We start from the raw sequence: 8,758 nt of genomic DNA on the forward strand, positions 1-8,758 counted from the left end.
TGTTGATCTCTATATGTCCGAGCATCAACATGACAGCACCGCCGCTCCGCTGTGGATGTATTTTCAGACCGTCATTAACTGGGTGAATACCATTTTCCCGAAGTGGCGTAAGGAGATGAAGGGACTGGATTGGGGAAGGCTCTATCATGAGCACAAGAGCGATGTACTTGATCCTGCGGCATTGGAGACAAAAATAACCGCTCTCATGGCTGACAAGGAAGTCACCAAGAACAGCGGTATATATGAATATCTGCTGACAGGAAAAGAAAAATATCTGAGCCGGCGTCAGTTTGACGAGGAAGATGCCCGCACAGTCTACGAACAGCAGCAGGGAATCTGCCCGATCTGTGGTCAACACTTTGATTTCGAGAAAATGCACGCAGATCATATCACACCCTGGCACGCAGGCGGTAAGACCGTTCCGGAGAACTTGCAGATGCTGTGCAGGGATTGTAATTTGAAGAAATCAGGGCAGGAATAGCTTTAAAAACGCCATTACTTATGTGAAGTAGTGGCGTTTTGTAATTTTGCTTTTCTGATGATAAATATCTTAAACGCAGAATAACATTATTACTGCGTATTTTTTGTGGATATAGTATCGAAACGTCGGATTTTTGATTTGTTAAACAGCGATTTCTACAAAAGTGTGCAAAAATCGCATTTAGCGCTTGACAATCTGGACGATATAGTGTATAATGTAGTATGTGGAGGTAACTGCTATGAAAAACGCAATTCTAAAATCCATATCGGCAACGAATTTCGGTCCCTTCAATGGTACGATAGAGTTTGACATGGAAACATCCGTCCCCAAAGGACAGATTATCGAAAACCACACTTTTTTTGCAGGTGATAACCAGCAATTTAACAAAATTGCTTATATATATGGTGCAAACGGTTCGGGTAAGTCGAATTTCTGTAAGATTATCTTACAGATACAGAGGACTATCATGTTGTCACCAATTAGAGCATCAAATAATCCTCAGCTTCTCGATATGCTTCCACTTAAGGATGAGCTCGCTGTTCAGAGAAATCATTTTAAGTTTGATGTATCCGGCAAGGAACGTGCTACATCTTATTCTATACAGATCCTAATCGATGATGTGCTGTATACCTATTCTTTTTCAATAGCCGAAAACTATGATGTTATCTCAGAAAAACTGACGAAAAAGAAAAGACGTACAGAAACCATCCTGGAACGCACATCGCCAAAATACGAGAGCATTACTTTGAAATCTGAATTAAAACCTTTCCAGGATAATGTTCATGTGGTAAAGGATAACGCTCTTTGTTTATCAATGGCTTCATTTCTGAATAATAAGCTCGCCACAACTATAGTTTCAACTATCACCAACATTCAAGTAGTTAATATGGCTGCATTTAGAGGCCTTTCAAATCTTAGCGAAGAGACATTCTCTGCTGAGAAGAAAGAGGAGTATCTGAGAATACTGAAAAGTGCAGACCCCACACTGGAAGACATCCAAGTGGAGTTCAATGAGAAGAAAGTTGAAAAACATTCTCTTGATTCTGATGACCTTGAAAACCGAGCAGTTGTTTTGAAAAGTGTGCGTGTAGATGTGAAGTCCACACATAGCATTTATGACAATCATAAGGCAGTGTCTCAAAGCAAGCTGCCTTTCCTTCAGATTGAATCTAATGGTACAATCAAACTTCTTGACATCTTGCCAACAATATTTGATGCACTTAGCACTGGGAATATTCTTATAGTTGACGAAATCGAGAACGGTCTTCACCCTACGGTTGTGAAAAAAATGATAGAACTGTTCTATAATCCGGAAACTAATCCGCATAACGCACAACTGATCTGTACAACTCATAATATCTTGCTGATAAACGAGGCTGTACAGCGTGATGAAGTTTGGCTCATGGACAAGAATGAGTTTGGAGAAAGCTCAATGATTCACATCAGTGATATTCCAGGATTACGAAGCTATGATAAGCTTGGTCAGAAAATGATTGAAGGTGCTTTTGGAGCAATGCCTAACATCATTAACAATATGCAATAAAGCGGTCACATGAAAAAAGATGCCCGTGTGAGGGGCATCTCTTAGGTCGGCAAAAGCATTTCATACAAAATATGATACTTTAGCCAGTGTAGCAACTACTATGATATCATATTTCCTCACAGAATGCAATAGTTTTTTTGTCGGCAGAAAGTAAAAATTAAGCGTGTGATCTCTTTAAATAAATTTTAAGGAGAGTGGCTGAAATGGCTACAAAGACAAAAACTGGGCAGAAAGCCCCTGTTTCGGGTCAGTATAAACCCGTTGGCAGCAAGACGGAGGTTACGCTTGTTAAGGGAAAAACTGTTCCGCCGACACCCAAGGGTGCGACTACATTCGTACTCGTTGATAAGACTAAGCACGGAAAGTGAGGACAAGAATGAAGTTTATTCACACGGATTTAGGAAATCTTGACAAAGGCAGAATTGTCGAGATAGTGTTAAAGGGCAACGCTGCAAATGTACAGTTGCTCGATAGCACCAATTTTAACAATTACAAGAATGGAAGACGCTATCATTATACCGGAGGACTTGCAAAGCAATCACCTGTTCGCCTTGCTGTTCCTCATTCTGGTCATTGGCACGTAGCAATTGATATGAACGGATTAAGAGGAACAGTGAATGCATCTGTTAGGGTTCTTCCAACAGCACTGCCTACTATTAAGCAGCAACCGTCACTTGCGTCTATGCCTTCTCTGGTACATAACAGAGGTTTTGGCATTGATGTTGACATTGATAATGATCCTGAGTATGACGTATTTATTTCTCATGCATCAGAAGATAAAGATGAGATTGTTCGTCCTCTTGCCAACGCTCTTGTAGAGAAAGGCGTTAAGGTCTGGTATGATGAATTCGAGATGAAGATTGGCGATAGTCTCCGACGTAAGATTGATAAAGGACTTGCCAATAGTCGTTTCGGAATTGTGGTAATTTCAAAAGACTTCATCAAAAAAGGCTGGACTAATTATGAGCTCGACGGAATAATTACCAAAGCGGTATCAGGTGAGCAAATCATTCTTCCAATTTGGCACAATATCACCAAGAAGGAAGTACTTGATTTCAGTCCCTCTTTAGCGGATAAACTTGCCAGAAATACGGCTATCAATACTGTGGATGAAATTGCCACAGAAATTTCTGAGCTGATCCTTCAGTAACTGGCAACACAATGGCAACAAAAAATCAGATACTCAAAATCTGACAGACAACTGAGATAATAGAGATACCACAAGCGATAAAACTTAACTCGAACTGGTTAAGATTACAGTTCATCGTATATTATACCATTCTTCTACACAATTTTCAATAGGTTTGATTGAATTACAGCCCAAGTAGAGAAAAGGTGCCGTAAAATGGTCGCACCTTTTTTCGCTAATAGTTTAGTTGCATGTAAGAAAGGCATATGATCTTTTATTCGATAGCTACTTAGCAATGTTGATTATCGTTAGCCCATGCTCCGAGGCATAATTAACGGTATATGCAGTACCGCCGGCGGGCTTCGTCAGGTAGCAAATGCAGGCACTGCTGTTATCCACAAGATGCCGATTGCGTTTTTGCATACAGCCCCGAAAATAGTGCTCCGAGGTGTAAGTCACCTTATCTGCACAGCGCTTGATCTCTTCGTAAGTGTCGATATCCTCCTGCGGCCAGCCTCGAGTTTGGTTAAGGCACGGCAGCACAAGGATCAGCCGAATCTGCGGATAACGCTCCCGCAAGCGGAGGACAACCTGCGCTGCCAGAGTATCAAATCCCAAGGCACCACCTGCGCCGAAATAGCGATAGCCTTGCTCAATCAGCTTGACCAAGGTGTCCTCCAAGTGCTTGGAGATTTCGGGCAGATCATCTGCCGGCAATTCCCGATGTCCGGTGAAGCAAACTGTTTTTATGCGCATAAACTCCGTCCTCCTCTCGAATACTATAAGTGCCAAAATTCATGAGATAATATCTATAGTATATATCCCGACCCTTTGAATATCAATAGTCTGTGGATTGGCCAAAGCGATATTTATAGACTATATATGGAGGCGATGGGAATGAGTGATATCGCAAAGATCATTGGGCAACGCATCAGAAACTACCGAACGCAAAAAGGACTCAGCCAGGAAAAGTTAGCCGAGCTTGCCGGCTGCCATCCCACATATATCGGGCAATTGGAACGTGGTGAGAAAAACGCCACTTTGGAAAGTGTAGAGAAGATTGCATCAGCTATGGATATTTCCCTGTCCGAGCTATTCGATAAGTTGGGAAAGAGCGGCAGCAACAACATTGCGGCCAAATGCTATGACTTGGTTGCCTCTAAGAACGAGGCAGAGCAGAAGCAACTCTATAAAATGCTTCAGGAAATGGACAAATACAAAAATCAATGAAAAAAACACGGTGCCACCCGACGAAGGGTGACACCATGTTCTACTTAGTAGGCGGCTACACCGTAGCCGAGAATTTCATAATAGCCAACCGGGTACTGATTGACGCGGCAGCTATCGCCGGAGTTGCCCTCGATGGTGTAGACAACGCCGTTTTCGACCTTCTGGACGATACCGACATGGTCGGACTGACCGTCCTGTGGGCCGGAGCTGCCCTTGTTGTCCCAATCGAAGAAGATAATCATGCCGGGCGAGGGCTCCATAGAGTTATCTGCCCACTGCCCACGCTCCCGGAACCACTGTACACCGTTGACACATCCGGCGAACTTGGGAATGACACCGGTGTCGATATAGCCGCATTCGTTTGCGCACCAGCTGACGAAGCAGGCGCACCACTCCACACGGCTGCCGAAGCCGTACCATGACCAATAGGGCTCTCCGCCCACATTGCCCACCTGCGACAGCGCCACGGCAACAATTTGATCATCCACTCCGTAGATTCCGTAAAGCACCGCCGCCCACATGCTGCTGTCCTGCGCAAGCAGTTCTGCAAGCTGCTGCTTTTGATCCTCATTGAAGCCGTACTGCGCAGCCATCTCATCCGCCGTCTTGTGGCTGACAGTAATATAGAGCGTCGTAATCGTCTCCTGCACCTCTTCCTCAAGAATATTACCATTGCCGTCATCCGTCTCCACAATAACCGTCTCTGTCCTTGTTTCCGTCCGGTGGGAGATCTCGTTCATCTCCCAGAACAGATCCTTCAGAAGCTGTTCCTTTTCCGGAGTGATCGTTGCCACCTCCTGGGGATTATCCGGATCGGAGGTCGTCTTGACGGCATAGATCGACAGCACCTCCGGCCACACGGCACGGGAACCGGACATTTCGAGTGCATCGTATTCAACGGAATCCTTGATGGCATCCAGCTCGTTCTGATAATCCATGTTGATTTCCTGAATGACCTGCCGCATCGTCTTTTCTGAGCCGGTATCCTCGCTTGAGAAGAAAATGCCGAAGCAGGAGCAGGCGATCAAGGCAACAAGGCAGATAACCACGACGACCACGACTGCGACCCAGCCTCCAGCAGCGATAGCTGCAACCAGTGCTTTCATCGCCGCTGCGATGGCCTTGATTGCCGCCGCAACAGCTTTCGCCGCCGCAACAGCCGCTTTGTAGGCGGCTATGGCCGTCTGGCGGGCAATCTCCGCCGCTTTCTGTGCGGCCTTTGCAGCCGCAGCCGCTGCCTTTTGCGTTGCCTTCGCTGTTGCCTCTGCGGTTTTGATAGCTCCGGATGCTTCAAATCCGTTCAATATATCTTGCCCATTTTTATGCATATCATCCAAAGCGCAAGAGAGCGCACCCGACAAACCGCCGGATGCGCTTCTGCATACTATAATAGTATCCCTTAAAACTCGATCTTCTTCTCCAGGTATGCCACCAGGTCGCTGATGGCAACCCGCTCCTGCTCCATGGTATCCCGATCCCGGATGGTCACACAGTTGTCCTTCTCCAGGGTGTCGAAATCGTAGGTGATGCAGAAGGGCGTACCGATCTCGTCCTGCCGGCGGTACCGCTTGCCGATGGAACCGGATTCGTCGTAGTCCACCGGGAAGTGCTTTGCCAGCATCTCGTACACCTCAGTCGCCTTCTCGCTCAGCTTCTTGGACAGGGGCAGAACCGCCGCCTTAAAGGGCGCCAGTGCCGGATGGAAATGCATCACCGTGCGCACGTCCCCGGGTGCGATCTCCTCCTCGTCGTATGCCTCCGTCAGCAGTGCCAGGAACAGACGCTCCACGCCCAGGGAAGGCTCGATGACATAGGGCACATACCGCTCATTGGTCTCCGGATCAAAGTAATCCAACTGCTTGCCGCTGGTCTTGATATGCTGATTCAGATCGTAGTCGGTTCTGTCCGCCACGCCCCACAGCTCACCCCAGCCGAAGGGGAACAGATACTCAAAGTCCGTGGTGGCTTTGGAATAGAAGCACAGCTCCTCCGGGTCATGATCCCGCAGCCGCAGGTTCTCCTCCTTGATGTGCAGGGACAGCAGCCAGTTCTTGCAGAAGCTGCGCCAGTAGTCGAACCACTCCAGATCCGTACCGGGCTTGCAGAAGAACTCCAGCTCCATCTGCTCAAACTCCCGGACACGGAAGATGAAGTTGCCGGGTGTGATCTCGTTCCGGAAGGACTTGCCCACCTGTGCCACGCCGAAGGGGATCTTCTTCCGGGTGGTACGCTGAATATTGGCAAAGTTTACAAAGATGCCCTGTGCGGTCTCCGGCCGCAGGTACAGCTCGCTCTTGCTGTCCTCGGTCACTCCCTGGAAGGTCTTGAACATCAGATTGAACTGCCGGATGTCGGTAAAATTCTTCTTGCCGCAGCTAGGACAGGGGATCTCCTTCTCCTTGATGTAGTTCATCATCTGCTCGTTGGACCAGCCTGCCGGATTGGTGCCGTCAAAGTCCTCGATCAGATTATCCGCCCGATGCCGGGTCTTGCACTCCTTACAGTCCATCAGCGGGTCGGAAAAGCCCCCAATGTGTCCGGATGCCACCCAGGTCTGGGGATTCATCAGAATGGCACTGTCCAGTCCCACATTATACTTGTTCTCCTGGACAAACTTCTTGCGCCACGCCTGCTTGATGTTGTTCTTCAGCTCCACGCCCAGAGGCCCGTAGTCCCATGTATTCGCCAGACCGCCGTAAATCTCGCTGCCGGGATACACAAAGCCCCGGCCCTTGCACAGGGCAACGATTTTGTCCATTGTCTTTTCGGTGTTGATCATAAATAGAATTCCTTTCATAAAATGCGCTCCGCCCCATGGGACAGAGCGCACATTTGTTCTGAATCAGTCGATCTTCTCGATCCAGTTGAAGGGATCTGCGATCTCGCCCCACTGGATGCCGGTCATGGTGTCATACAGCTTCTGGGAGATCGGGCCGATCTTGTTGTCGTTGATCTCCATCACCTTATCGTTCCACTTCAGATGGCCAACCGGAGAGATGACCGCAGCGGTACCGGTGCCGAATACCTCCTGGAGCTTGCCTGCGTCGTAAGCGTCCGCAATTTCCTGGATGTCGATGCGGCGCTCGGACACCTTCATGCCCCAGCTCTTGCACAGCTCGATGGTGGACTTTCTGGTGATGCCCGGCAGGATGGAGCCCTGGAGCATGGGGGTTACGATCTCGTTGTCGATGACGAAGAAGATGTTCATAGCGCCCACTTCTTCAATGTACTTCTGCTCCACGCCGTCCAGCCACAGCACCTGGGAGTAGTTCTGCTTATGTGCCTCGTCCTGCCCGATCAGGGAAGCCGCATAGTTACCGCCGGTCTTGGCAAAGCCCATACCGCCCCGGACTGCCCGGACGTACTTGCTTTCTACATAAATGTTCACCGGATTCAGCCCGCTTGCATAATATGCGCCGGAGGGAGACAGAATGATGATGAACAGGTACTTGTCCCCGGGATGTACCCCCAGGAACGGGTCAACCGCAATGATGAAGGGACGGATGTACAGGGAAGCGCCCTTGCTGTGGGGTACCCAGTCCTTCTCCACCTTCAGCAGCTCCTCCAGACCCTGGAGCGCATCCTCCTCGTTGATCTGGGGGATGACCAGACGCTGGTTGGACTGGTTCAGACGCTTGAAGTTCTCCCGGGGACGGAACAGTTGAATACCGCCGTCTGCTCTCCGGTATGCCTTCATGCCCTCAAATACCTCCTGACCGTAATGCAGGCACATAGCCGCCGGACTCAGGGACAGATCCGCAAAGGGGGTGATCCGTGCATTGTGCCAGCCCTTGCCGGTTTCATATTCCATCACGAACATGTAGTCGGTAAAGATCTTACCGAAGCCGAGAGCGGACTCGTCCGTGGGCTTTGCCTTCAGAGAGGCAGCCTTTTCAAATTTGATTTCCATAGCAATACCTTCTTTTTTATTTATTGTGCGCAGCCGAGCCGCACACGGATTGACATTTAATTTGCCCGGATATAGCAGCGGCGGATCTTTTCATCGTATAGATCCAGCGCCAGCTTGACCGATACCAGCGCACCCAGAACTGCGGCGATCACCAGCACTGCCTTCATCAGATTTTTCATCCCTCACATGCCTCCTTATTCTCCCCTCCGGCACCTCCACAGGCGCTGCAAAGACTACCCGAACGGGTTATGCTTCTATTATAGCACATAATTTCCGGTTTGACCATACCCTGCAAAATTTTTTTCTCCCCATCCGCCGCCCCGTTTGCGAACATTTGTTCTCTATGGGGTCATGCGTGACCCCTTTACCTTTCGTAGCCATCTTTTCCAGGCGTTTTCTTCATAGTCTGCGTGCAACACCTACGCAGTAGAGGTTTACCGCCGTCTTGGGGAGATGTGTGTTGTT

Annotated in this window: 9 protein-coding genes and 1 pseudogene; 5 read left to right on the forward strand and 5 right to left on the reverse strand. The window is 48.6% G+C overall.

What is annotated here, in order from left to right; genetic code table 11:
• The 4 genes from RUM_RS00890 to RUM_RS00900 form a co-directional block, all read left to right on the forward strand.
• The coding region (locus RUM_RS00890) for an HNH endonuclease (RefSeq protein WP_156300265.1) at positions 1–481 on the forward strand (481 nt) is incomplete at its 5' end.
• Between the two features lie 238 nt (positions 482–719).
• Positions 720–2,024 (forward strand): AAA family ATPase, encoded by a 1,305-nt coding sequence (locus RUM_RS00895; RefSeq protein WP_015557349.1) that lies wholly within the window; start codon positions 720–722, stop codon positions 2,022–2,024.
• A gap of 203 nt (positions 2,025–2,227) precedes the next feature.
• Positions 2,228–2,392, forward strand: coding sequence for a hypothetical protein (locus RUM_RS12960; RefSeq protein WP_015557350.1), 165 nt, complete (start codon positions 2,228–2,230; stop codon positions 2,390–2,392).
• An 8-nt stretch (positions 2,393–2,400) separates the two neighbouring features.
• The gene (locus tag RUM_RS00900) at positions 2,401–3,174 is read left to right on the forward strand and encodes a DUF1883 domain-containing protein (protein ID WP_015557351.1); all 774 of its coding nucleotides are present in this window, start codon (positions 2,401–2,403) and stop codon (positions 3,172–3,174) included.
• Between the two features lie 264 nt (positions 3,175–3,438).
• Here RUM_RS00900 and RUM_RS00905 read toward each other — a convergent pair whose 3' ends face one another.
• Positions 3,439–3,909, reverse strand: a complete 471-nt coding sequence (locus RUM_RS00905; protein WP_015557352.1) for an SLOG family protein — start codon at positions 3,907–3,909, stop codon at positions 3,439–3,441.
• Positions 3,910–4,050: 141 nt separating this feature from the next.
• Between RUM_RS00905 and RUM_RS00910 the strand changes: the two genes are divergently transcribed.
• Positions 4,051–4,383, forward strand: coding sequence for a helix-turn-helix domain-containing protein (locus RUM_RS00910; protein WP_015557353.1), 333 nt, complete (start codon positions 4,051–4,053; stop codon positions 4,381–4,383).
• Positions 4,384–4,427: 44 nt separating this feature from the next.
• On the opposite strand, the pseudogene RUM_RS00915 reads toward RUM_RS00910, so the two are convergent.
• The 4 genes and pseudogenes from RUM_RS00915 to RUM_RS13150 form a co-directional block, all read right to left on the reverse strand.
• Positions 4,428–5,672, reverse strand: a pseudogene (locus RUM_RS00915) (CHAP domain-containing protein); the annotation flags it as partial.
• 110 nt (positions 5,673–5,782) lie between these two features.
• Positions 5,783–7,162, reverse strand: coding sequence for a glycine--tRNA ligase (locus tag RUM_RS00920; RefSeq protein ID WP_015557354.1), 1,380 nt, complete (start codon positions 7,160–7,162; stop codon positions 5,783–5,785).
• A gap of 63 nt (positions 7,163–7,225) precedes the next feature.
• Positions 7,226–8,293 carry a branched-chain amino acid aminotransferase gene (locus RUM_RS00925; protein ID WP_015557355.1) on the reverse strand — a complete coding sequence of 356 codons (1,068 nt, stop codon included), beginning with the start codon at positions 8,291–8,293 and terminating at the stop codon, positions 7,226–7,228.
• Positions 8,294–8,349: 56 nt separating this feature from the next.
• Entirely contained in the window at positions 8,350–8,472 is a 123-nt protein-coding gene (locus tag RUM_RS13150; protein ID WP_015557356.1) for a hypothetical protein, read from the reverse strand.
• Positions 8,473–8,758 lie beyond the last annotated feature (286 nt).

The sequence above is a fragment of the Ruminococcus champanellensis 18P13 = JCM 17042 genome (genome assembly GCF_000210095.1).
Lineage (GTDB): Bacteria > Bacillota > Clostridia > Oscillospirales > Ruminococcaceae > Ruminococcus_F > Ruminococcus_F champanellensis.

Bases quoted from the DNA above. Each gene is read 5' to 3' on its own strand.
- RUM_RS00905 (WP_015557352.1), bottom strand. From the start codon at position 3,909: ATGCGCATAAAAACAGTTTGCTTCACCGGACATCGGGAATTGCCGGCA.
- RUM_RS00900 (WP_015557351.1), top strand. From the start codon at position 2,401: ATGAAGTTTATTCACACGGATTTAGGAAATCTTGACAAAGGCAGAATT.
- RUM_RS00910 (WP_015557353.1), top strand. From the start codon at position 4,051: ATGAGTGATATCGCAAAGATCATTGGGCAACGCATCAGAAACTACCGA.
- RUM_RS00925 (WP_015557355.1), bottom strand. From the start codon at position 8,293: ATGGAAATCAAATTTGAAAAGGCTGCCTCTCTGAAGGCAAAGCCCACG.
- RUM_RS13150 (WP_015557356.1), bottom strand. From the start codon at position 8,472: ATGAAAAATCTGATGAAGGCAGTGCTGGTGATCGCCGCAGTTCTGGGT.
- RUM_RS00895 (WP_015557349.1), top strand. From the start codon at position 720: ATGAAAAACGCAATTCTAAAATCCATATCGGCAACGAATTTCGGTCCC.
- RUM_RS00920 (WP_015557354.1), bottom strand. From the start codon at position 7,162: ATGATCAACACCGAAAAGACAATGGACAAAATCGTTGCCCTGTGCAAG.
- RUM_RS12960 (WP_015557350.1), top strand. From the start codon at position 2,228: ATGGCTACAAAGACAAAAACTGGGCAGAAAGCCCCTGTTTCGGGTCAG.